We start from the raw sequence: 22,611 nt of genomic DNA on the forward strand, positions 1-22,611 counted from the left end.
TCAGCTTTGGCGGAACCTTTACAATCAAGTGTACGTGGTCACTTTGGACGCTGAGCTCGACGACCTCACATCCCAACTGAGCACAGTAAACTTGAATACACCGATAGACTTCTTTCCCTACATTATTTCTCAATATCCTAAATCGGTACTTGGGCGTCCAAACTATGTGATATTGACACCGCCAAAATACGTGTGATGCTTGCTTGTATCTGCTCATGTTATTTGTCCTTTTGACTTCGCTAAAAATCAAAGGCGCATTTAGCATGAGCGGGTCTTCAGGCAAAGCCTCACCGGATGATAACCACCTACTGAAGTAGGTGGTTTAGGGCCGAAAAAAAAAAAGCCCCGCATAGCGGGGCAAATCACAAAGGAACATATGTTTAGGGAGTACTCCCTAATCGCAAGCGATCTGACAGGGTTGAACAGATCACTGGCTACTCGGCCTCATCCATGAAGGGCGCAAGATTCTGCTGCTAAGCGTTCAGCGCTGCACTTGACTCATAGCTCGGATAGTCGGTATAGCCGGCTTCCGCGCCGCCATATAAAGTGTTTTGGTCTGCCTCTGCTAGAGGATATTGATGCTTGAAGCGTGCAGGCAGATCAGGGTTAGCAATAAACGGCATACCGAACGACACCACGTCACTGGCCGACTGTTGCAGGCTTTGCTCGGCGCTGGCTGCGCCATAGGCGCCGTTTGCCATGTAGGCCCCATCGAAACGCGCTCGAAGCGCTGCGAAGTCGAAGCCATCAGCATCGGCGCCAGCAAAACGCTCCACCACATGCAGGTACGACAAGCCCACGGGGGAGAGCTGCTCGACCAGGTGGTTAAACAGTGCCTGTGGGTCGCTGTCTGACATGCTGTTAAAGGTGCCGGTGGGTGAAATGCGCACCCCTACCCGGCCTTTGCCCCATACCTCGACCACTGCTGCCACTGTTTCTAGTGTCAGGCGGGCGCGGTTTGCGATGCTACCGCCGTAGTTGTCATCGCGTTTGTTGCTGCCATCGCGCAGGAACTGATCCAACAGGTAGCCGTTGGCAGCGTGGACTTCTACGCCATCAAAGCCTGCTTGTTTGGCATTAATCGCAGCTTGACGAAACTGCTCGACAATGCCGGACAGCTCATCGCCTTCCAGCGCCCGTGGCACTTCAAAATCCAGCAGGCCTTTTTCGGTAAACGCTTGGCCCTCTGGCGCAATCGCCGAGGGAGCAACAGGCAGGCCACCATCGGCCTGCACTTCGCGGTGAGATACCCGGCCTACGTGCCACAGCTGCAGTACGATTTTGCCGCCTTCTTGATGCACGGCGTCGGTGACTTGCTGCCAGCCTGCAATTTGCTCAGCCGAGTGAATCCCCGGAGTAAAAGCGTACCCTTTACCCTGCGGCGATATCTGGGTCGCTTCGCTGATGATCAGACCTGCTGATGCACGCTGTCGATAGTACTCGACGTTGATTGCGTGAGGGATATCACCGGGCTGCGCTGCACGCGAACGGGTTAGTGGCGCCATGACTACACGATTTTCCAGCGCAATCTCACCCATGGTGAGCGGGGTAAACAGTTTTTCCAAGTTCATGATGCTTTCCTTGTTCGAAATACTTTCTATGTTTGAGAAACAAGCGTTATACAGCGGCGCTAACCAAGTAGCTGCCGTTGCCTTTGAGCATCTCAACGAACAGCTCTGGGAACTCTGCTACCACCGAGCCCGCTACCGATTCACGCACCAGCACCCGCTCTGAATAAGCAGCCAAGCTTGGGTAGCCCTTTAGCAAATCGGTGCTCAGCTTGTCTTTGATAACGGCCAGACGGGTGAATACCGGGATAATCGAGGTGTCGAGCAGCCCCAACGCATCGCCCGAGAAAAAGGCCTGTTCGCCAAGTAGTTGCTGTAGCTGGGCGAGCTTTTGCTCGAAGGCACTAAGCTGGCTTTGATAATCGTCAGCACTGCTGGCATTGCCCAGCATGTATTGGTTCATCAGCACCTGACTGGCGTACTCAATCCAGGCGCGTTGGATGGCTTTGGCGAAGGGCTCGTCGGCTAGTAGGCTGCCGGGGGAGACTTCATCGAGGAACTCGTTGATAACCGCAGACTCAAACAGCACCTCGTCGCCATACTTCAACACTGGCACCTTCCCCAGCGGGGAGATCGCCAAAAACCAGTCTGGCTTGTTACGCAGATCGATGTAGGTGATGTCATAATCGATGCCCTTCTCTCGCAGGGTAATCACCGAGCGCTGGACAAAGGGGCAAAGTTTGAAGCTGATCAATTCGATGGGCTTTAGAGACATTTGGGCTTCCTTATCGGCTATCTTAGGTCTAAAGTATCGTATGTAACCTATGTGTCATATTGAAACATAGTATACAAAGGAAACTATAGGTATCTGCCTGTAGCTTCACAAGTACCCACTTGAAAGATAGTTAGTATCCTGGAGGTGCCTTTTGGCGGAATCACTGGCCTTAGCGCAAGAAAAAAAATCGAAAGAAAATGCCAAACCAAGTATTCAGGGCTGCCCAGTTACCACGGCGATTGAGGTTATCGGTGGCAAATGGAAGGTGGTGATCCTCTATCAACTGCGCGGCAAAACCCTGCGTTTTGGCGAGCTGAAGAAACTGATTCCCCGCATCACCCAAAAGACCCTCACCCAACAGCTGCGCGATCTAGAGCAAGCCAAACTGGTCGAACGCACGGTATATGCCGAAGTGCCACCGCGAGTTGAATACCGCACCACCGAGCTTGCCGAGCAACTCAGCCCAGTGCTAGACCAGCTATGTGAATGGGGCAAGCTTTACGAGCAGGCGCATCAGGGGAGTGAGTGAGCGCGTTTTGAACATCGTTAGGTCAGTTATTACTGACATAGACTCAGGTAACTTGCTTAAAATCAATCAATAACGTGTGGGCGCGTTAACTCGTTTGATTCAAAATACCTTGCTTGCGAGTGTAAGCGCAGCCCAGCCAAGGAGAAGGCACCAGAGTTGTTGTGATGAGAAGCAAAGGCTTTACCTTGATCGAGCTGGTTATTGTAGTGGTTGTTTTAGGCATCCTTGCGATAACGGCCGCCCCCAAATTTCTTTCTATGCAAAGTGATGCGCGCTCTTCCAGCATTGAAGGGCTACGCGCGGCCTTAGCCTCCGGCGCGACCTTGGTGTATTCCAAAGCGATTATCGAAGGGCTTGCGTCCGGAAATGCCAACTTGGATGTGACAGGCGATGGCAGCGGCGATATCTCAATTCGGGCGGGCTACCCTCGAGTTGCCGCCTCCTGCAATACCTTTGTTAACAACCTTCAATATTGGGTTTCGCTGACGATAGAGGCATCCTGCAATGCAAACAGCAACGCGGACTGGTATGGCGTTGTTGAAGCGAATATGTTTCATTTTATGCCCGCTGGGTATACCTCCATCAATGAGAACTGCTTTGTCACCTACACGACGGCTTCTGAGTTTGTCGGTGGTTCATGGATAGATACCGACTCCGCGACCATCGAGTCTGTGACCACGGGCTGCTAGTGGCGGCCTACTCTAGAGCTTCATGCTCAACCAAAGCATATCCTGATGCTGAATCCCCTCTTCAAAAATTGGCTCAGGATAGTTGTCCAGAAAGTGATTTTTGAGCACCGCTTCCACCCGAAAACCCTGACGTTGGTAGAACGCCAACTGATAGCCAAAGGTGCCGGTGCCCAGCTCAAGCACACCTGCGCCCTGCTCTGTTAGCGACTCAATCACAAAGGCGAGTAAACGGCTACCCACACCATGTTTTTGCCACTTGGGGTAGACCGAGATGTTCATAAGCTCGTAACGCCCCGCAGCGCGCTGCACACAAATGGCCCCACCGACAAGCTCGCCACCCACCGAGGCACCAAAACCCTCGCCTTGCTCATGGTATAGCGCAACCCGCTCAGGCTCAGGGTCGGCCTCGGTAAGCAATGACATGGGAAGTTGTTTAGCAGGCAAGCGCTGCAGGGTTAACTCGATGGAAGTACTCATGATTAGCGTTTTACTTAACTTATTGTGTTCTATTGGCACTGGCCGCGGCTGGGCTCGGCTTTGTTGATCTCGAGGGTGGTGAACTCATAGTGATAGATGCCCAAATGCCCGTAGCTGCCCGCCTTGGAGCGCTGCCCTTTGGCTTCTATATAAGCGGTTTGCTCAAAGCATGGGGTATCGCCAAGATCGCAACGTGGCTGGGCATTGATTTGCGCCATGACCGCCGACCAATTTGTGGCATCCCAAGAGTCATTCCCCAGCCACCAATATTGGTCGCTACCACACTCTACAAAGGCCATCATCTCGGGGCCAAAGCGGACTTCGCCTTGGTAATGCTTGCTACAGGCCGATAGGGTCAATGCAGCACCGAGCACAACGCTGCGGGTAATCAGACTTGTCGCTGGAATGGATAAACCAAGCATGGTTTGCTCTGTCTCTACTTATACCTTGCCCCAAAGTTGCGCTAACTATACCAAACCCTCCACGCTAAGGGGTTGATGACATAAGCATTTACTTGCTTTCTTGTTGGAACATCTCAAACTGGCGCATGGGCATACCATCGATTTCTGCGAAGATGCCTGTTAGCTCTAATCGCTCGTCGTAGCGTTTTAGCCCGCCGTCTTTGCCAATCAGCAGCACACCTTCGGTGTAGCTGGCCAACGATGATTGCAGCTCTTGCCAAAAGGCATCACTGACCTGCCCGCGGTAATTGCTGACGCGCTCGGGCGCTGCAATAAACCACAACACATGCCGCTCTTCGATGGCCGATTGTTGCTCGTAAAGCTGCTGCAGCTCCTGCTCATAGGATGGGCTTGCTAACACTACGATGACGCGGTTTTGCCAAATCAGTTGCTTTAAGCTGCTCAGGGGCTCGTCGGCATAGCTGGCGCCGCTGAATGATGCGAGCATAACGCTGGCAGAAACCAAACAAGATTTTAGGTGAGTCATTGCGCGATGCTCCTTTGTTGAAACTAACAGCTACGACTCGATATCCGAGTGTCGGTCCATAAAGGAAACTACGCGGTAAACAGTAGGAGTGATTAGCAAGATTGTCACCCGAGGCCAACGCCCCGGATGACACTATTACAACTCAGTGGCTAGCCTACTCAACTCATAAAGCCGAGGTCCGTCATACTGAAGTTGGCGAATAGCGATGGGAATATCGCCGCCAAGCTTGAGTCAGACAAGCCCATCCAACGCCCCATAGTGGCCGCCATTTGCTCATGGGCCAGCGTGGGGGTGAGCCTGCCCCGCCCATAGTCATCCGGGCTGCCGACACTGAGGTCTGGGTAGGTACCGTACGCACCGGGATTAACCGCGCCGCCCGCCACAAACTGGAAGCTACCCCAGCCATGGTCAGTACCCTTGTTGCCGTTGTTGTGAATGGTACGGCCGAAGTCCGAGGCGGTGAAGGTAGTGACGCTACTTTGGTTCGCCCCCAAAGCAAGCGTAAAGTCGCTGATGGACGAGCTTACTTGCCCCAACAAGCCATCGTGTCGTGGGATCTGGTTACGATGGGTATCGAAGCCGCCCATGTTCACGATAAACACCTGCCGGGATACAGTGCCCGACGCCATGCTGGCATCGATCACCCGTTTCACTGCGCGGAGCTGTCTACCCAGCGAGGTTCCACCGTCAATATTGGTATCGAGCGCCGTACCTTCCACGGCTTCGCGGATCACCTTGAAGCCTTGAACGAACTCGTCTTGCTGGTACTGCATCTGCCGGGTAAACAGGCTGCGGCGTGCGGTACCCACCGAGCTCTCAAAAGCAGCTTCGGCTTCCGGCGATGCGCTGAACGCTGTCAGGTTTACCAAAGATCCGTCCGAGCCTACCCGTGAGTCCGCCTGCACCGCGCCTTTGAGCAAGGTGTTGGAGCCAAGTGATACCAGTGATGGCAGCACCGAGCCGCTGCCGGCCAAGATGTCCATCATCATCCCGCCCCAGCCAAAGGGTCCGTACTCATCGGTGCTGAGATTCCAGCTGGTCTCCCAAGCATATTGCTGACGAGAGTGATTAAACAGCCCCGGCGGGTTGCGCTGGCCACTGCCTATCGGCCCAATACGCGGCCCGATGTTTAAAATGGCTGCCGCCTTGCCTTCGAGAAACAGCGACTGCATGCCGACCATAGCGGGATTGAGCGCGATGGGATTGCCCGCCCAGTCACTAGTGCCGGTGTCGAGCAAGCTATCGCGCGCTTTAGCGATGTCGGGCCTGCGTGAAGCGTACGCAGCATGTAGCTGCTCATCGGTGGTCATAATCATATTGGCCGAGTCATTACCGCCACGCAGGAATACGCACACCAAGGCCTTGTAGTCGCCATCGGCTGCGGCCGCGGTTTTAGGCAAGCTCATTACCAATGGCACAGAGCCCAGCAGACCGGCTTTCTTTAAAAAGTTCCTTCTTGAAATCGTCATGACATTACTCCTGTACCAAAAATTCTGGGGACATCAAGGCGACCCAAAGTAGTTTGCGAAGCTCGCTTTGCTTGCCGGTATTCAGCTCGTCGTAGAGATCGCTCAGTATTGGCAATAGCTCATCACTGATTTCGCCTGCGAAGAAGGTGTCGGCTACAAGCTGTAGGAAGCCGGCTTTGTCGTTGCTCCAGGCTGCGGCCAAGGGGCTGTAGTCCATATATAAGCGACCGTTGTTTTTACCATCGACCGAGCCATCAAAGGTGGCGTCGCCCAATTTGCGATACAGCAGGTTGCTCATGGCAACAAACTCAGGGGTGTCATACAGCGCGAATACCGGCCCGATGGTTTGCAGCTCGTCGGCCACGCCCTGATTCGCATCATTGATTGGCCCGTTCGGTACATAGCTGGCCGGGTAGAAGTTAAACACGCTCGGCGCGCCTAATGGGGTTTGCGAGAAAGACACGCCTTCGGGGCTGTACTGTGAGTCATAGCCATAGCCCAAGGAAGTATCGCGGTGGTGCGGATAGTTATCGCCCATCTGCGCATTCAGGGCGCGGTAGATAGCGGCCATCACCAAGATCGGCTCGCGGGCTTTCTCCAGCTCAACATCACCAGATTGCACCGCTGGGTCGAGCAAGATGGCACTAACAACCTGGGCCAAGTCACCTTGGCTATCGGCGAACACTTGTGCCACGCGGGCGACATAGTCTTGGCTAGGATTGGCAGTGACCAGGTGACGAATCAAATGGCTACTGACATGCACCGCGGTTTCGGGGCGGCCCATCAACAGGTTAAGGGCTTGCTCAAGGTCAGTCATGGCGTCCTGGCCCTCTTTGAACACCTCGCCCAACACCACTTTTTGCTCAGTATCATGATGACTGGCATTCACTGACATGGGCGATAGCAAGTCGTTGCCATTCACTGACCAACCCGTGAACACCCGCGCCAACTCAATAACATCTTCCTCGTAGTAGGCTGGCATTGGGTCGCCAAACTGATCGTACACAAAGCCGCCATCGAGGGTGCGAGCCAGCTCACCGAGGGTAAACAGCTGCATAATCTCGCGCGCATAGTTTTGGTCCGGCATGGAACCGGTGATGCTTTCAGCCTTGCTGCCCGTGAAGGTAAGGTACAGGCCCATCACCGGCGATTGGCTCACCTCCAGCAACAGATCGCGGTAGGAGCCGAAGGCATGGCGCACCATGATGTCGTAGTAGTTGGCTAAGGCTTTAGCACGGCTGTCGCCAACCAGCGCAGCGTCGTTTTGCGAGACCACCACCAACTGGCTCAGGGCAAAGGCCACCCGCTGGCGAAGCTGATCGTCGCTATTCAGCGCAATCCCCCACCACGCATTGCTACGGTAGTTACGATGCTCTTGCATCGAGCCATTGATGTCGGCGCGGATCTGCTGAATGCGTAAGTACTCGTCCAGGTGATAGGAAGGCTCTGCCATTAGTTGTAGGTCGAGCCAATCCTCGGTCTCGGTACCGACTAACTCTTCCGCCGCAGTCACACTCGGACCAAAGGTAGCGCGAGTTAGCAGCTTGAACGCCTCGCCATAGTCGAGAACCAAGTCAACGGGTGGATCGATTGGGCCTGGGTCGACTAGCTCACCGGTGCCGTAGAGCTCGATCTGGTTAAGATTGAAGTCGCCATAGAAGCGATTGCCATCGGCATCATCGTGGTGATGAAACTGAAATGACAACACGGTGGGCGCCGATACGGTGAGTGGCTTGTCCAGCACAATGCTTATCCAGCCGCTGGTGCCCTGCTCAATCACCCAGTTGCCGATGGTTTTCACCGCTACGTTTTGGCTGCCATCGTCTGCGATAGTGCGCAGGTAGAGGCCGTCGGTATAGCGAGAGGTATCGTAGAGAAGACGGAACTCCTCAACCGTGGTCTCCTGTTCGAACGCGACAACCAAGTAGTTGATACGCTTTATCGAGCTGCCATCAGAGAGCCACTGAGTATTGATGTCGCCATCGATGGCGTGCTCAGCGGGATAACCAGCTAAACTGGGCGAGGTTCGTGCGTCTAATGTTAGTTTTAATTTACCGTAGTCACTTGCAGAATACGCAACAAGCGGCATGGCGAACAGCAGCCACAACACCACTTGAGATATCCTGACAAGGTATGTCTCAATGCGTTCCTTCATTGGTGTTCTCCCAAATTTGAATACAGGCACCTTATTGATGCATTTGTCACTATAGTGACAAAACACTCATTAACGTCGCGGTATTTTTGGGAGCCAGATCAATTTCAGCGCGAATACAGGCGGAATTTGATATTAGTTTGAGGAGAGATTTAGCGCGAGACCATAGAGCGAAAACTCTATTTTAACAATGGGTTACGTATACATTAAGTTAGACCAAATGGTCAAAGTGACACGCTATTGTTTAGAGAATGCCAAACGCAAGCCGAGGTAGCTCAGGGTGAGCGCGAAGCTATTTTTAATCCAGCGAATCAACGAGGGGCGTGCCGCAATCTGGCGCTTTAGCTGTGCGGCGAGCGCCCCGTAGCCAATAAACACCAGCAGTGTCATCAGCATAAATACCCCGGCCAATTTGGCGATTGCGAAGGTGACGTGAGCGTCTTGGATATCCAAAAACTGTGGCAAGAAAGCCATAAAGAACAGCGAGAGTTTGGGGTTAAGTACATTAATCAAGCAGGCATTGCGCGCGATCGCACACAGTGTCTGCCGCTGAGCATCTTGCACCTCAAAGCCGCTATTATCGCGCCAGGTGCGCCACGCCAAATAAAGCAGATAAGCTGCCCCGGCGTACTTAATTAACTGGTAGGCCAACGCACTGGTATGGAACAGCGCAGCTAAGCCGACAATGCTCGCCAACGCCGCTGGCACAATCCCCAGGGTGCAGCCAAGCGCAGCCGCCACACTGGCGCGAAAGCCTTGAGAAAAGCCGACTGCTAAGGTGTAGAGCACGCCAGTCCCCGGCATTAACACCACCAAAAATGCACTGACTAAAAATGCCCAGCTCATACCCCTCACTCCTTGAAGCCCTTCGCTCCTTGAAATTACTACAGAATCGCCTGTACTTCCCAGCAACTCACGAATGCAAATCACTCGCACGCTTTCAAGATGGGCCGCAGGTCCTCCAGCTTATCAAACAAATGCCAGACATAGTTATCGCTTCCCGCTTCGCGGTGCGGGTGCAAATCTGCCAGCTTGGGATCGCAGCAGTAGGAGCGGAAGGCCTCAACCGACTCCCACTCCACCAGTATCAGTACTAATCTCGGCGCGATATCGCCTTTCACCGCCTCACGAAACTTACCCAAAGAGACCACCTTTCCGCCGTGGGCCTGCACCTCGGCAGTAGAGCGGCGGGCGTAGTTGAGGTATTCCTCACGGTTAGCGATATCAAACAGATTTAGCGCGTAAACGGCCATGTTCAATCCTTTTTGAGTAGTACTTTTCACTAGTCTAGGAGCTCTAGCGGCAACGAGTAAGATGATGAACTGTCTTAATTTCCTATCAGACACAAGCCTATCTACCGAGTTACGCATCGCTTTTGCTAGATCTCACACTTGGCTTCGCAGTTTGGTGAAAGCGCTTACGCAACTTTCGTGGCAATGGCATTTTGTTTGGCTTGCCCTCAAAGAACCTAACTTTGCCAGCTGGCACCAGCGCTGAATTTCGTAACATCTGAGTCATTAGGTTTGAAAGCTGCTCGCATTTTTCGGAAAAGCGCTTTCATGAGTTAGCTCCCAGATAGCCGGGAGCTCAGTTACAAGCGAGGACCCAATGAGTCAACAATACGGTTACTTTGATGACGCACGTAAGGAGTACGTGCTAACCACCCCCAAAACCCCGATCAAATGGTGTAACTATGTCGGCACCTTGAACTTTGGCGGGATCGTTGACAGCACCGGTGGCGCGCTGATCTGCAAGCAAGACCCGGCGCTCAACCGTATCACCAAGTACATTGCCCAGCTGCCTCAGTCTGATTTCAAAGGCTCGACTATCTACATCCGTCGCCACACTGAGCATGGCTATGAGCTGTTCTCCCCCTTCTTTACGCCAACCCTAACGCCACTGGATAAGTTCGAGTGTCGGGTAGGCCTGTCGTACACCCGCTGGTGCAGTGAAGCCCATGGCATTCGCACCGAGGTAACCCTGTTTGTACCACCGGGCAGCGAAACCCTGGTTCAGGATATCAAGGTGACCAATATCTCTGACCAGCCACAAACAGTCGATGTGGCGCCGGTTTACGAGTTCACCCACTTTGACGCGCTTAAACAGCTGGTTAATGCCGACTGGGTGCCGCAGACCATGACCCTGAAAGCCCACCAAGAAACCGGTGGCGAAGTGGTGCTAGAGCAATACGCCTTTATGAAGCGCGATACTGCAGTGAACTACGTAACCTGTAACCGCCCGGTCGATTCGTTCGATGGCGACCGCCGTGTATTCTTAGGCGAGAACGAGTTTGGCTCGTGGGCCAAGCCGCTGTCGCTGATGGAAGAGAGCCTGAGTAACTCAGAATGCGTGCGTGGCGATAACATCGCGGCCTTATTGGTTAAGCTGGGCGAGCTAGCCCCGGGTGAGAGCCAGCGCTGCATTACCCAACTTGGCCAAGCAGATAATCTAGCCGCTGCCAGTGACGAAATCGCCCGCTACCGCCGCGAAGAAGAGGTTGATGCCGCCTTCGCCAAGCAAGCGGATTTCTGGGAAAACTACCTGCAAGCGATGCAAGTGGACACCCCCGATGCGGCTATGAACTCGATGCTGAACGTGCACAACCCTCGTCAGTGCCACACCACCAAGAACTGGTCACGTTATTTGTCGCTCTACCAGTTGGGCTATGGCGCGCGTGGTATTGGCTTCCGCGACTCATCGCAGGACATTATCGGTGTGATGTCGCACATGCCGGAAGAGGCCCGCGAGTTTGCAGAGCGCCTGATGTCGGTGCAAAACCCCGACGGCAGCGCCATGCACCAGTACTTCCCGCTGACCATGGAAGCCAACGAAGGTGACTCCCGCGAAGAGCCGGAAAGCCTGAACTTCTACGGCGATGACCATCTGTGGATGGTATTGGCCGTGGCGCAATACCTCAAAGAGACCGGCAACCTGGAGTTCCTGAGCGAGGAAATCCCCTTCTACAGCAAAGAGCTGGAGCTGGCCGACCGCGAGCGTGGCACCGTGTATCAACACCTGCTGCGTGCCATCGACTTTACCTGGAACAACGTCGGCAAGCATGGCCTGCCGCTGCTCGGCTTTGCCGACTGGAATGACTGTGTGAACCTGCCACCGGGCGCGGAGTCACTGTTTATCGCCAACCAGTTTGGCCGTGCGCTGAAAGAGATGTTGGAGGTGGCCGAAGCCATCGACGATAACGCTAACAAAGAGATCTTCCAGCACTACTACGACGAGATGAAAGCACGGGTGAACGAGCACGCCTGGGACGGCCAGTGGTGGCGCCGCTACTACACCGCAGAAGGCGAGCCAATTGGTTCTTCGCAAAACAGCCACGGCAGTATCTACACCAACGGTCAAAGCTGGCCAGTAATCTCCGGCTTTGCCGAGGGAGAGCGCATGGAGTCTGGCTTGCAGGCGGTCTATGACAAGCTCAATACCAAGTACGGCATTATGTTGTCGGGCCCCGGCTACGACGGCTTTGACCCCAACTTGGGTGGTGTCAGCACCTATCCCCCGGGCGCTAAAGAAAACGGCGGGATCTTTCTACACGCCAACCCGTGGGTGATGATTGCCGAGGCAATCGCAGGTAATGGTGATCGGGCATTTGAATACTACAACCAGATCAACCCGGCCTTCCATAACGACAACATCGATGTCTTTGAGTCCGAGCCCTACTGCTATCCGCAGAACATCCTCGGCAAAGAACATAAGCAATTCGGTCTGGGCCGCAACGCGTGGCTCTCAGGTACCAGCTCATGGTGTTACGTGGCAGCAACCCAATTTATCTTGGGTGTGCGCCCTAGCATCAACGGTCTGGTGATAGACCCCTGTATTCCAAAGTCCTGGGATGGATTTACCGTGGTACGTCACTATCGGGGGGCTGACTATAAGATTACGGTCAGCAACCCAGACAACATCTGCAAAGGTGTCAGTCAGGTGCGGGTAAACGGTAGCCTTATCGATGGCCAAGTGCTGCCGGTATTGGGCGAAGGCACCCATCAAATTGAAGTAGTGATGGGATAGGCTACAGCCTACATTCATTCGTTCTCATTCCCTTTCTTGCCCCCTTTCCCAGGGGGCCTTTTTTTGCCTGTAGATCCCCATCCCTCGCTCGCCCGTAGCCATCACTAACCTAAGAACTTGGATGAGTGTTGATGGCAGAGATCAATCTACTGTGGTTTAAGCGCGACCTGCGGCTGCGCGATCACCCGCCGCTGTGCCAAGCGATTTCTGACGGCAAGCCCTGCGTGCTGCTGTATGTGTTTGAGCCCTCGTTGATTGCTGATCCCCACTACGACCTGCGCCACTGGCGCTTTGTTTGGCAATCCCTACAAGGCCTGCAACAGCAGCTCAAGCCCTTTGGGGCGCGAATAATAGTGGGCATTGGCGAAGTGCTTGATGCGCTAGAAGCCCTCAGCAGCGAGCACACCATTGCCAAGCTCTATTCGCATCAGGAGATCGGCCTCGATGTTACCTATCAGCGCGATATCGCCATCGCGCATTGGTGCAAGCAACACCAAGTCCGCTGGCAGGAATCGCCCTCTGGTGCGGTACAACGCGGACTGCGCCACCGCGGTGACTGGGATAAGCACTGGCAGCAAGTCATGCGCGCACCCTGCGTCCATCCTGACTTAAGCCGGCTACGCTGCGTAAATCTGCCGCCATCAACGTTGAGGTTAAGCGGTAAACTACCGACTGAATGGCAGCAAGCCAACCAGCAGTTTCAGCACGGCGGCACGGACCATGCGCTGGCTGTTCTCGATTCCTTTTTTGAACAGCGCAGTCAGGCTTATGCCTATGGCATCTCCAAACCAGCCCAGAGCCGCGAGAGCTGTTCGCGGCTCTCGCCCTACCTGGCGTGGGGCAATATCAGCCTACGCGAGGCTTATCAGCGCCTGTTAGCGCACTGGCAGCGCCCGGGCTGGCGCAAATCCTTGAGCGCGCTGAGCTCACGGCTGCATTGGCATTGCCACTTTATCCAGAAGTTTGAGAGCGAACACCGCATGGAGTTTGAGCATATCAACCGCGGCTACCAGGCGTTTCTCTTTAGCCAAGGCGATGAGAGCGAGCGGATGCTGCGTGCTTGGGAGCAAGGCCAAACCGGCTTTCCACTGATTGATGCCTGTATGCGCTGCTTGCTGGCCACCGGCTATATCAACTTTCGTATGCGTGCCATGTTGGTGAGCTTTCTGTGCCATCACTTGGGCATTGATTGGCGGCGTGGCGTACATCATCTGGCGCGCCAGTTCCTCGATTTTGAACCGGGGATCCACTACCCACAGTTTCAGATGCAAGCCGGCGTCACCGGCACCCACACCCTGCGGATCTACAACCCGGTCAAGCAGTCGATAGAGCACGACCCGGACGGCGAGTTCATTCGCTGTTGGTTGCCTGAGCTGGCTCCCCTGCCCCTTGAGCTGTTGCATCAACCTTGGCAAATGAGCCCCATGGAGCAACAGATGTTCGGCTTGCAACTTGGCAGCGACTATCCCGAGCCTATCATCGACCTCGTAGAGAGCGGCAGAGCAGCGCGCGCCAGCTTATGGTCTTTTCGCAATCAACCGAAGGTAAGGGCCGAGCGTGAGCGGATCATCGCCCGGCATGTGCGCCCGCAAGACCGCGGTCGCCACCCTCGCTAATGCATCACTACCCAAGCCGCTTAGGCCGGCGCCGCGCCAAACCAAGTAAGCCAACAAAGCGGTGTTGCCGCTGTGGGCTGCCCTTTGAGTGGCGCAAGAAATGGGCGCGTTGCTGGGATGAGGTGAAGTATTGTTCAAAACGCTGCAGAAACAACAGCAATTAGTTTAAATAATGAGCAATAGAGACATCCCCCAAATATATTGCTATTATCCCGCCCATTCGCGAACGGATCGCTTGGTTTTACCTCTCGGTTCATTCGTCGACTCTGTTGGTAAGCCCTGCGTCCATGATACTGGGAGCTTACAACCTTGACTCTGCTAGTTATTACCCTCTTCTGCTTGCTGATCTGCGCAGCTTTTATTACCAAGCTGGCGCTGCTTTCTATGAGTCGCGAGCAGATCTCCGCTGACAAAATTAATCGCCAACAGTGGCCTACCCTGAGCGTGATCATTCCCGCCCGCAACGAGGAAGCCAACATCGCCAAGTCGCTCGGCTCCATCGTGGCGCAAGACTACCCCAGCGATAAACTGGAAGTGATTGTAGTAGACGATTACTCGGAAGACCGCACCCATGCCATCGTCGACCAAATCGCCGCCGACAGCGAGATCGCCGTTCGCTGCGTGATGGGCCGCCCGCTACCCAAAGGCTGGATTGGCAAGAGCAACGCCTGCATGGCAGGTGCCCTAGAAGCCAAAGGCGACTATCTGTTCTTTATCGACGCCGATACCAAATCAGAGCCAAGTATGCTGCGCGCCACCATCGACTTTATGATGAATAAAGGCATCGATATGCTCTCGTTTAACCCGCGCCAAGAGATGGTGTCAAAGTCTGAGCGTATGCTGCTGCCGGGGCTATTCTTGTCGATTGCTTCGTCAATGAAATTCAAAGACTCCAATGACCCGAGCAAAGAGGAAGCCATCGCCAACGGTCAAGCCATGCTGTTCAAGCGCAGCGCTTATGATGCGGTGGATGGTCATGGCTTAGTCGCCTCAGAAATCTCAGAAGACTTGGCGTTTGCCCGCGGCATGAAACAGCGCGGCTTTAAGATCTTCTGGGCCTTCGCCGACGATTTGATGAGCACCCGCATGTACACCTCTGCCAAAGAGATCTGGGATGGCTTCTCCAAGAACATGAACCGCATTATGCAGTGCGACACCAAGCTCAGCGTGGCCAAAGGCCTGCTCACCAATATCGTGTTGGCGTGGTCTCCGCTGGTTCTGACCGCCGTGTCTTACTTCAGCCATCAGTCCAGTGGCGATCCGCAGCACTTTGCCAGCTTGGTGCTATCGGGCTTGATGTTAGCGGTTAGCATCATCATGTATCTGGTGCTCAGCAAAGAGCTGTTTGTCCCGATGGTGTACGCCTTCGCGGTACCGTTCGGTATCACCTACCAAGGCCTTATCTTGATTAACGCCTACCTGCTGTCAAAACGTAAAGCCATTCAATGGAAAGGACGGGTCATCGAATCATGAGCAAACTAATGTTAAGCCCTGTTAAGGCCCTGCTGAGCCTGCTGTTGGTTATGTTTACCTTCGGCTCGCCCTTCGCGCTCGCTGAAGAACAGCAGGCAGAACAAAAGCAGACAGCAGCCAACCCATGGAAACAAGTGCGCGAGCGCAACGGTGTGACGGTGTTTAACCGCCGTATCCCCGGTATCGCCTTCAAAGAGTTTATGGCGGAAACCGTGGTAGAGGCCGATCTGCACACTCTTATCGCGGTGTTTAACGATGCACCAGCGGGCGTTGAGTGGGTAGAGAACGTCGACGAGATGCGACAGTTAGATCAGCTCAGCGAGAACGAAACCATTACCTACACCTACAGTAAAGCCCCTTGGCCAGTGTCCGACCGCGATGCAGTGGTACATAACCGCATCACCCAAGACCCGCGCACACTGGCAGTGACCATTCAGCAGCGCGGCGTACCTGAGCACATCGCCAAAGTAAAAGGTGCGGTGCGGGTACCAAGCCTCAGCTCCAGCTGGATCTTCACCCCGCAGGACGATGGCACCACCCACGTGCGCTATCAGGTACTGACCAACCCCGGCGGTAATCTTCCCGCGTGGCTGATTAACGCCGTATCGGTGTCTCAGCCCTACAAGACCCTGCGCGGCCTGCAAGAGATTGTGTTGCTGGAGCAGTATCAGAACGTGGAAATCGCGTTTATAGAGAACGGTCAAGGCAAGTAACTGCCCCGTATCAAGGAGCCTCCCCGGCTCCTTATTTACATCTCTCGGCCGTCGATACAAACCTTGTTAAGCCCACCTTTACATCAGCATTAGACCTACTAACTCACGCCTTTTCTTCGCTTGTTTTAAGCTAGCTTCACGCAAAGCGAGGGACACCATGAAGACTCATTACAGCTATTGGCTAAAACAGGCGTTAGCCGACGATAGCCAAAAAATTCAAACTTTAAACGGTAATATCGACGCCGATGTCGCCATTGTTGGTGGTGGTTATACCGGCTTGTGGACGGCAATCGAGCTTAAGCAAAAGCAACCTCAGCTCAAGGTGGTGATTATTGAGCGAGATCGTGTAGGCAGCGGTGCTTCGGGCTACAACGGCGGCTGCCTGCTAACCTGGTCCACCAAGTACCCTACCCTGAAAAAACTGTTTGGCGAGCAGCAAGCCCGTTGGTTGGTGGCCGAATCCGAACGCGCTATCTTCGAGATTGAGCAGTTCTGCCAGCAGCATGAAATCGATGCAGAACTGCGCTGCCATGGCAGCTATTATACCGCGACCAACCCAGCGCAATCAGGCGGCATGCAGCCGGTGATTGCCGAGTTGGAACGTTTGGGTATCAACAGCTGGCAGAGCACTAATCCACAGCAGTTGCCCGGGCTAACCGGCTCAGCGGTGCATAAAGAAGGCTACTTTTCACCCGCAGCCGGCAGTGTCCAGCCCGCCAAGCTTGCCCGCGGGCTGATGCGGGTGGCCCAAGAGCTAGGCGTGGAGATCTACGAGCAAACCGCGATGCGCAAGTTAAGCGAAACCCAACCTGCCAAGCTTCACACCGACAAGGGCGTGATTAGTGCCAAACAAGTGGTTCTGGCGACCAACGCGTGGATGCTCGACCAGTTCCCAGAGTTTAAACGCAACATCGTGGTGGTCTCCTCGGATATGGTGATCACCAAACCTGTGCCAGACGCACTTGCAGCAAATGGTCCTCAGCCCGGCGCAACGGTGGTCGATTCACGCATTTTTGTGCATTACTACCGCGACACGCTCGATGGCCGCTTAATGCTTGGCAAGGGGGGCAATCATTTCTCGTTTGCCAATAAGGTCAGCCCGATGTTTAAAGGCGAGAGTCGCTACCGCGCGCTGCTGGAGCGCTCTTTTGCCTGGCTGTTCCCGCAACTGTCTACGAGCGATATTCAAGAGAGTTGGACCGGCGGCTCTGATCGCTCCACCACCGGCTTACCCTTCTTCGGCTCGCTGCATGGCCACGGGCATATTTACTACGGGCTGGGATATTCAGGCAACGGGGTGGCGCAGACCCGGATTGGCGGGAAGATTTTGGCAAGTCTGACACTGGGCGAAGACAACGCCTATACCCGCTGCGGCCTCAATCAAGGGCCTCGTGGCAACTTTCCACCAGAGCCACTGCGCTGGCTAGGCGCGATGATGGTGCGCAATGCAGTGCGCCGGAAGGAACATGCCGAGCAAGCCGAGCGCCGGGTATCGCTGATTGACCGCTGGCTTGCCGAGCTGGCCGGGCCGGCGGGCAAAGCCGATAAGCTTTAGCTTTAACTTTAACTTGAAATTTCAAAGACCTAAGGTAGCCTTGCGAGGAAAAGTTCAGCCTCAGAGATAGTCTAATGCCAGATAACACCCCAGCACGCCGCCTACCGCCATTTAATGCGCTACGTGCCTTTGAGGCTGCCGCACGTTTGGGTAGCCTAAGCGGCGCTGCCAACGAGCTGCACGTTAGCAGAGCGGCGGTGAGTCAACAGGTGAAGCAACTAGAGGATTATCTGGGCGCAACGCTGTTTGTCCGCCAAGGCTCGCAACTGCGCCTCACCGAGCAAGGCGAGCAGTATCTGCCGCTGCTCAGTGAGACGCTGGACCGACTCAATATCGGCACTCAGCAGCTGTTTGGCAAGCAACCCAATCAAGTGTTACGCCTGCGTGCGGCGCATAGCTTCTGCCATTGCTGGCTATTGCCGCGCTTAGCTGACTTTCGCCGCCAGCACCCGGACATCCAGCTCTGCTTCACCGCAACCAGCCACCCTAGCGCCAGTGTCAATCAAGCGGTAGATCTGGAAATCATTAACGGCTACGGCGATTGGCAAGGTAAGCAGGCGCTGCATTTGCTTAAACAAGAGCCTTGGATAGTGGTTGCCAGTCCCGGTTTTGCCGCAACTCTCGCACCAAACGCAACTCCAGAACAGCTGGCTACAGCGGATAAGATTATGACCAGTGGCTATACCGAAAGCTGGCAGGATTGGTTTGCATTGGCCGGTATCAGCGCGACAGCTGGCGCACCCTCATTGATTTTTGACAGTACTCAACTCTCTTTGGAGGCCTGTAAGCAAGGTCACGGATTGCTGCTGGTAAAAGCGCTGTTGGCGGATGATGCGATTCAGCAAGGTGAATTGGTTCAGGTGCATTCACAGCAGATGTGTTCACAAAGCTTTCATTACCTGCTCACAGCCACCGAAAAAACCCAACAGCACAAAGTTATCGCATTCACCCGCTGGTTGTCCCAGAGCTTAGAATAAGCAGACTCTCGCCTGGGCGAAACGTAAACCAAGGAGGTTGACTGAGAGCGCTTGACAGAGCCGTTTAAAACTCATCGACTGTTTCACCCTGCGCCTGTGACCACAGCGCACAGTTCTTGCCTAGGCTTTTGGCTAAATACAAGGCCTTATCAGCCAAGGACAACAACGCTGAATCATCCATTTCCTTGTCAGCCAAAACGGTCACCCCCCCGGCGCTCATAGTGATCTCGCAACTTTCGGCGACTTCTACCAAACAGCCTTTGACCAACTCCAGCGCCCTTGCCTTGTAGAGCTCGGGCATCAGCACCACAAACTCTTCACCGCCGAAACGGGAGACTAAAAAACGCGGGTGGTCAAAGTGGTGGCTGAGCTGTTTGGAGACTTGCTGCAGTAGGCGGTCGCCAGCATCATGGCCATAGCGGTCATTGAATCGTTTGAAGTTATCGATGTCGAAGATCGCCACGGATATCGGCGAATGGGAGGTGGAGGATTGCTCCACCTCTTGGTCGAATACCTGCTTGTAGTGGCGGCGGTTGGCCAGCCCGGTCAAGCTGTCGCTGTTCGCCAGCCGCTCCAGCATCTTGCGCTGCTTTACCAGCTGCAGGTGAGTGCACACCCGCGCTTTCACGATGCCATGGTGGAAGGGTTTAAAGATATAGTCGGCCGCACCGAGCAGTAAGCCGCGCTCCTCATAGTTGCAGTCGTTAAGGCCAGAGATAAAGATCACAGGGATCTGTTTGGTAATGGCACTTTGGCGCAGCGCTGTGAGGGTCTCAAAGCCGTCCATTGCGGGCATTTTGATGTCTAAAATGATCAAATCCGGCACTTGCTCGCGAGCCTTGCGCAGCGCCTGCTCGCCGCTTTTTGCCAAGGTGATCGCCGCTTCCTCACGGAGCAGTTCACTAAGCACCCTAAGGTTCATCACCTCATCATCAACAATCAGCACCCGTTGCAAGCTATCCATCTTGCTCCTCCTCCAGCTGCTCAACTAGCTGAGTGACGATGACGTAGGCCTTCTCGTACTCCAACTCATCAAGATAAGTCGCCACCACCGATAATGCTCGCTGGTAAGAGAGGCGCTCTTCTAGCTGCATCACTACGATTTTCAGGGTGTCTTCTGCAGCAAACTCAGACTGATAAAGCTGCCTTTGTAAACGCTTCATGATATCGAGCAACTCACTGGGTTGCTTCACGTTAATCGCGCTTCGTCCTTCAAAAACGGTCGCTAGCTGAGCCAATAAATGATTAAGCTGCAGCTTCAGCTCTGCTAATTGATCAGACGCCTTACCGCTGCGTAGCTGCTGTTCGAGTACTGCTAGCTGCGTAGACAACGACAAAGCACCAATGTAGGCGGTGTTGGATTTGAGGCTATGAGCCTCATCGGCTAACTCCGTTAGATCTAGCCCCGAATCGAGCAGCTCCTCATTCACATAACGTTGGTAGAAGGCTTTAACCAGTGACAGAAACAGACCCGGCTTTTTGTTGAGGCGGGCCAATGCTTCATCCACATCCAACTGCTCCAAAGCACGGATCTGCGCCAACAACGAGGCATCATACTGTTTGCTGCCATGGCTATCGCCGTTGCTTCCAGCGCTAGCGATTCCCAAGCACTCCGCCAGCGTTCGATAGAGTGTCAATTCGTCAAGCGGTTTGCCAATGTGGCCATTCATTCCTGCATTGTGGCAATCGGCAATGGTCGCTTCACTGACATGAGCGCTAATAGCAATAATTGGCATAGTCAGCTGCATGGTCTGGCGAATAAAGCGGGTCGCCGAGAGGCCATCGAGCCGTGGCATCTGAATATCCATCAGCACCACATCGAACGCCTGTTCACTGAGAAGCTGCAGCGCCTCTTCACCATCGCGCGCCCATTCGATGGTAATCCCGCTCTCCTCCAGATAGCCTTCCACCACCTGATGGTTGATGGGGTTATCCTCCACCAGCAGCAAGCGGTAGGCGGATAAATCGAGCTGTGTCTGGGCTGTGGCAGCGGCGGCCGCCTCTTCGTCCAGCCCATTTAGCTCGCCACTCAAAGCCTGAAACAGCACTGAAGGGATCAGCGGTTTGCGCAAATAGCGACATACCAAGCCGCTATCAATATGTTGTTGAATCACATGCTGCTCGCAGCCAGATATCAGAAAAATTGGCGGGCAGTTCACCTTGAGCAGTTGGTGAATGCGCTCGGAGGTCTCAACGCCATCCATCTCAGGCATCTGCCAGTCCATTAGCACCGCATCGAAGTGTAGGGTTTTCTCCTTGGCATCTTGAACGCAGTCGAGCGCCTCAAAGCCGCTTTTGGCCAAGGTGACTTGATAGCCCAAGCCAATCAGCATCTTACTCAAGGCCCTGCGACAGGCAGACAGATCATCAACCACCAGCACATGGCAACCTTCTTTTGCACGGTACTTATCAGTGAGCCGCCCCTTCTCGGCACTTTTTACCGGGAGTGTCACCCGAAATACCGAGCCCTTATCTAGCTCACTGCTAACCTCAATTTGCCCGCCCATCAACTCACACAGCTTTTCACAAATGGACAGCCCCAAACCCGTTCCACCGTAACGACGAGTAATACTGCTATCGGCTTGTACAAAGGAGTTAAACAAGGCTCGCACCTGCTGCTGGGAGATGCCGATGCCGGTATCCTTTACCTCAAAGTAAAACTCAATATCGGCGCCGAGGGTCTTTTGGCTCCCCACCTCCAAGGTCACGGTGCCGCTATCGGTAAACTTCACCGCATTTCCCAGCAAATTGATGGCAATCTGCTGAATACGCAGTGGATCGCCAATCAAGGTTTCAGGCAGTTGGGTGTCAATAAGAAATAGCAGCTCCAACCCCTTCTGCTGAGCCTTCACCTGGCTTAGGTTAAAGGCCTGAAGCATCACTTTCTCCGGGCAGAATTCGATCTGCTCAGGCTGCAGTTTGTTGGCCTCGATTTTGGAGAAGTCGAGCACGTCATTGACCAGTGACTGTAGCACCTCACCGGAGTCTGCTATCTTGTCGACATAATCTTGCTGGGCATCGTTGAGCGGGGTCTTCTTGAGAAGATTACATAAGCCAATCATGGCGTTGAGCGGAGTGCGGATCTCATGGCTCATACGCGCTACGAAGTTCGACTTAGCGTCTAACGCGCTTTTTAGGTCGTTACTGGCTTGCTCCAGTTGGTGAGTGCGAGATTTAACCTTGGCATCCAAGCTAGTATTTATATTCTCCAGGGCACTGCTGTACTCTTGGAGTTTTTTCTGGGCGCTAAGGGCGATCTGCTCCGCTTCTTTGATCTTAGTGACTTCGCGGCTCACTCCACAGACAAACAACGGCTCATCCTGTTCGTCGAAGATGGGCACGAACAGCGTATCAAAGAATATCAACTGCCCAGCAGGAGAGATTACTTGCTCGCATGAAATAGGGTGCTTCGCCTTAATAGCCTTGCGATAAAGAGCGAAAAAGGTCTCAACGGTTTCCTCATCCCAGATGTCCCGGATACTTCGGCGGTGGACAGGGTCACTAGCATCTAGCCCCATCACAGAGCGGGAAGCTGGGTTATTGTCATACAGGCTAAACTCACCGTCTTCCTCAATCGCCATAATAAACATCAGATCGACTGAGTGATCCCACAGCTTGGAGAAGCAGTCCACCATCACCCGATAGTGCTCGTTTTTATCGTAGTGCTGCTTGAGATAAGCATTACCGTATGAAGAGTCACTCATGGG

General features: G+C 54.1%; 21 protein-coding genes. 9 read left to right on the forward strand and 12 right to left on the reverse strand.

Annotated elements, in window-relative coordinates:
• From tnpA to G461_RS0111845, 3 genes are all read right to left on the reverse strand, one after another.
• Positions 1-217 (reverse strand): IS200/IS605 family transposase (tnpA, locus tag G461_RS25885; RefSeq protein WP_157360275.1); only part of this gene is annotated, 217 nt, incomplete at its 3' end.
• Positions 218-473: 256 nt separating this feature from the next.
• A complete protein-coding gene (locus G461_RS0111840) occupies positions 474-1,571 on the reverse strand; it encodes an alkene reductase (protein ID WP_026971988.1) in 1,098 nt (365 codons plus the stop codon).
• A gap of 46 nt (positions 1,572-1,617) precedes the next feature.
• Positions 1,618-2,283, reverse strand: a complete 666-nt coding sequence (locus tag G461_RS0111845; protein ID WP_026971989.1) for a glutathione S-transferase family protein — start codon at positions 2,281-2,283, stop codon at positions 1,618-1,620.
• A 151-nt stretch (positions 2,284-2,434) separates the two neighbouring features.
• On the opposite strand from G461_RS0111845, the gene G461_RS24080 reads away from it, so the two are divergent.
• Complete coding sequence (locus G461_RS24080) at positions 2,435-2,812, forward strand: winged helix-turn-helix transcriptional regulator (protein WP_084429179.1); 378 nt, start codon at positions 2,435-2,437, stop codon at positions 2,810-2,812.
• Positions 2,813-2,976: 164 nt separating this feature from the next.
• A complete protein-coding gene (locus G461_RS26520) occupies positions 2,977-3,501 on the forward strand; it encodes a prepilin-type N-terminal cleavage/methylation domain-containing protein (protein WP_051333531.1) in 525 nt (174 codons plus the stop codon).
• A gap of 12 nt (positions 3,502-3,513) precedes the next feature.
• Here G461_RS26520 and G461_RS0111860 read toward each other — a convergent pair whose 3' ends face one another.
• From G461_RS0111860 to G461_RS0111890, 7 genes are all read right to left on the reverse strand, one after another.
• A complete protein-coding gene (locus tag G461_RS0111860; RefSeq protein WP_035480151.1) occupies positions 3,514-3,978 on the reverse strand; it encodes a GNAT family N-acetyltransferase in 465 nt (154 codons plus the stop codon).
• A gap of 29 nt (positions 3,979-4,007) precedes the next feature.
• Positions 4,008-4,400 carry a hypothetical protein gene (locus tag G461_RS0111865; protein WP_026971991.1) on the reverse strand — a complete coding sequence of 131 codons (393 nt, stop codon included), beginning with the start codon at positions 4,398-4,400 and terminating at the stop codon, positions 4,008-4,010.
• Positions 4,401-4,488: 88 nt separating this feature from the next.
• On the reverse strand, positions 4,489-4,926 hold the full coding sequence (locus G461_RS0111870) for a DUF4174 domain-containing protein (RefSeq protein WP_026971992.1): 438 nt from the start codon (positions 4,924-4,926) through the stop codon (positions 4,489-4,491).
• Positions 4,927-5,084: 158 nt separating this feature from the next.
• The gene (locus G461_RS24090) at positions 5,085-6,395 is read right to left on the reverse strand and encodes a DUF1501 domain-containing protein (protein WP_084429181.1); all 1,311 of its coding nucleotides are present in this window, start codon (positions 6,393-6,395) and stop codon (positions 5,085-5,087) included.
• 4 nt (positions 6,396-6,399) lie between these two features.
• Entirely contained in the window at positions 6,400-8,550 is a 2,151-nt protein-coding gene (locus G461_RS24095) for a DUF1800 family protein (protein ID WP_084429183.1), read from the reverse strand.
• Between the two features lie 234 nt (positions 8,551-8,784).
• Positions 8,785-9,393 carry a LysE family translocator gene (locus G461_RS0111885; protein ID WP_026971993.1) on the reverse strand — a complete coding sequence of 203 codons (609 nt, stop codon included), beginning with the start codon at positions 9,391-9,393 and terminating at the stop codon, positions 8,785-8,787.
• Positions 9,394-9,473: 80 nt separating this feature from the next.
• Positions 9,474-9,800 (reverse strand): DUF1330 domain-containing protein, encoded by a 327-nt coding sequence (locus tag G461_RS0111890; protein WP_026971994.1) that lies wholly within the window; start codon positions 9,798-9,800, stop codon positions 9,474-9,476.
• Positions 9,801-10,155: 355 nt separating this feature from the next.
• Here G461_RS0111890 and G461_RS0111895 point away from each other — a divergent pair, with 355 nt between their 5' ends.
• From G461_RS0111895 to G461_RS0111925, 7 genes are all read left to right on the forward strand, one after another.
• Positions 10,156-12,570 carry a glycoside hydrolase family 94 protein gene (locus G461_RS0111895; protein ID WP_026971995.1) on the forward strand — a complete coding sequence of 805 codons (2,415 nt, stop codon included), beginning with the start codon at positions 10,156-10,158 and terminating at the stop codon, positions 12,568-12,570.
• A 131-nt stretch (positions 12,571-12,701) separates the two neighbouring features.
• Positions 12,702-14,186: a cryptochrome/deoxyribodipyrimidine photo-lyase family protein gene (locus G461_RS0111900; protein ID WP_026971996.1), complete on the forward strand. Its 1,485-nt coding sequence runs from the start codon at positions 12,702-12,704 to the stop codon at positions 14,184-14,186.
• Entirely contained in the window at positions 14,186-14,350 is a 165-nt protein-coding gene (locus tag G461_RS25890) for a DUF2256 domain-containing protein (protein ID WP_084429185.1), read from the forward strand. Before G461_RS0111900 ends, G461_RS25890 begins: the two co-directional genes overlap by 1 nt.
• A 145-nt stretch (positions 14,351-14,495) precedes the next feature.
• Positions 14,496-15,659, forward strand: a complete 1,164-nt coding sequence (locus G461_RS0111905) for a glycosyltransferase family 2 protein (RefSeq protein WP_026971997.1) — start codon at positions 14,496-14,498, stop codon at positions 15,657-15,659.
• Positions 15,656-16,372, forward strand: a complete 717-nt coding sequence (locus G461_RS24100) for an START domain-containing protein (protein WP_051333534.1) — start codon at positions 15,656-15,658, stop codon at positions 16,370-16,372. The genes G461_RS0111905 and G461_RS24100 overlap by 4 nt, the downstream gene beginning before the upstream one ends.
• Before the next feature lie 157 nt (positions 16,373-16,529).
• Positions 16,530-17,927: an FAD-dependent oxidoreductase gene (locus G461_RS0111920; RefSeq protein ID WP_026971998.1), complete on the forward strand. Its 1,398-nt coding sequence runs from the start codon at positions 16,530-16,532 to the stop codon at positions 17,925-17,927.
• A gap of 74 nt (positions 17,928-18,001) precedes the next feature.
• A complete protein-coding gene (locus G461_RS0111925; protein ID WP_026971999.1) occupies positions 18,002-18,904 on the forward strand; it encodes a LysR substrate-binding domain-containing protein in 903 nt (300 codons plus the stop codon).
• A gap of 64 nt (positions 18,905-18,968) precedes the next feature.
• On the opposite strand, the gene G461_RS0111930 is transcribed toward G461_RS0111925, so the two are convergent.
• Positions 18,969-19,868: a GGDEF domain-containing response regulator gene (locus tag G461_RS0111930; protein WP_026972000.1), complete on the reverse strand. Its 900-nt coding sequence runs from the start codon at positions 19,866-19,868 to the stop codon at positions 18,969-18,971.
• Positions 19,861-22,608, reverse strand: a complete 2,748-nt coding sequence (locus tag G461_RS24105) for a response regulator (RefSeq protein ID WP_035480154.1) — start codon at positions 22,606-22,608, stop codon at positions 19,861-19,863. Before G461_RS24105 ends, G461_RS0111930 begins: the two co-directional genes overlap by 8 nt.
• Positions 22,609-22,611: the final 3 nt, after the last annotated feature.

It is taken from the genome of Aliagarivorans marinus DSM 23064, assembly GCF_000429485.1.
Lineage (GTDB): Bacteria > Pseudomonadota > Gammaproteobacteria > Enterobacterales > Celerinatantimonadaceae > Aliagarivorans > Aliagarivorans marinus.

Excerpts from the sequence above, each read along its gene's own strand:
- G461_RS24095 (WP_084429183.1), bottom strand. The coding sequence starts at position 8,550 with ATGAAGGAACGCATTGAGACATACCTTGTCAGGATATCTCAAGTGGTG.
- G461_RS24105 (WP_035480154.1), bottom strand. The coding sequence starts at position 22,608 with ATGAGTGACTCTTCATACGGTAATGCTTATCTCAAGCAGCACTACGAT.
- G461_RS0111870 (WP_026971992.1), bottom strand. The coding sequence starts at position 4,926 with ATGACTCACCTAAAATCTTGTTTGGTTTCTGCCAGCGTTATGCTCGCA.
- G461_RS0111885 (WP_026971993.1), bottom strand. The coding sequence starts at position 9,393 with ATGAGCTGGGCATTTTTAGTCAGTGCATTTTTGGTGGTGTTAATGCCG.
- G461_RS0111900 (WP_026971996.1), top strand. The coding sequence starts at position 12,702 with ATGGCAGAGATCAATCTACTGTGGTTTAAGCGCGACCTGCGGCTGCGC.
- G461_RS0111840 (WP_026971988.1), bottom strand. The coding sequence starts at position 1,571 with ATGAACTTGGAAAAACTGTTTACCCCGCTCACCATGGGTGAGATTGCG.
- G461_RS24100 (WP_051333534.1), top strand. The coding sequence starts at position 15,656 with ATGAGCAAACTAATGTTAAGCCCTGTTAAGGCCCTGCTGAGCCTGCTG.
- G461_RS24090 (WP_084429181.1), bottom strand. The coding sequence starts at position 6,395 with ATGACGATTTCAAGAAGGAACTTTTTAAAGAAAGCCGGTCTGCTGGGC.
- G461_RS26520 (WP_051333531.1), top strand. The coding sequence starts at position 2,977 with ATGAGAAGCAAAGGCTTTACCTTGATCGAGCTGGTTATTGTAGTGGTT.
- G461_RS0111920 (WP_026971998.1), top strand. The coding sequence starts at position 16,530 with ATGAAGACTCATTACAGCTATTGGCTAAAACAGGCGTTAGCCGACGAT.
- G461_RS0111860 (WP_035480151.1), bottom strand. The coding sequence starts at position 3,978 with ATGAGTACTTCCATCGAGTTAACCCTGCAGCGCTTGCCTGCTAAACAA.
- G461_RS0111930 (WP_026972000.1), bottom strand. The coding sequence starts at position 19,868 with ATGGATAGCTTGCAACGGGTGCTGATTGTTGATGATGAGGTGATGAAC.
- G461_RS0111895 (WP_026971995.1), top strand. The coding sequence starts at position 10,156 with ATGAGTCAACAATACGGTTACTTTGATGACGCACGTAAGGAGTACGTG.
- G461_RS0111890 (WP_026971994.1), bottom strand. The coding sequence starts at position 9,800 with ATGGCCGTTTACGCGCTAAATCTGTTTGATATCGCTAACCGTGAGGAA.
- G461_RS25890 (WP_084429185.1), top strand. The coding sequence starts at position 14,186 with ATGCATCACTACCCAAGCCGCTTAGGCCGGCGCCGCGCCAAACCAAGT.
- G461_RS0111845 (WP_026971989.1), bottom strand. The coding sequence starts at position 2,283 with ATGTCTCTAAAGCCCATCGAATTGATCAGCTTCAAACTTTGCCCCTTT.
- G461_RS0111925 (WP_026971999.1), top strand. The coding sequence starts at position 18,002 with ATGCCAGATAACACCCCAGCACGCCGCCTACCGCCATTTAATGCGCTA.
- G461_RS0111865 (WP_026971991.1), bottom strand. The coding sequence starts at position 4,400 with ATGCTTGGTTTATCCATTCCAGCGACAAGTCTGATTACCCGCAGCGTT.